Origin of the sequence: Citrobacter sp. Cf136 (assembly GCF_030333815.1) — a bacterium.
Lineage (GTDB): Bacteria > Pseudomonadota > Gammaproteobacteria > Enterobacterales > Enterobacteriaceae > Citrobacter > Citrobacter freundii.
Genome location: NZ_JAOWFE010000014.1, coordinates 1 through 214, shown reverse-complemented (window position 1 = coordinate 214; position 214 = coordinate 1). Strand labels below are relative to the sequence as shown.

Here is a 214-nt window from a genome sequence, read left to right as displayed (position 1 = left end):
TTTAACCCGAACGCCCGGGAAGCCACCACCGCATGCATCAGTGCGTTCCGCTACCGGGCACAGATTCGCCCTTCCTCAGTGGAAAACCAGGATTACACCTTCAAAACCCCCGGATGGCCCGGTTACTTCAGCCACCACGCCAAAAACCTCAACGGCCAGCGCACACAGTATGAAATCTTTGATTATCCGGGACGCTTCAAAGACGTACAGCATG

General features: G+C 55.1%; 1 protein-coding gene. It reads left to right on the top strand.

Annotated features, from left to right (window positions below):
- The coding region (locus OGV98_RS23570) for a contractile injection system protein, VgrG/Pvc8 family (protein ID WP_286550917.1) at positions 1 to 214 on the top strand (214 nt) is incomplete at both ends.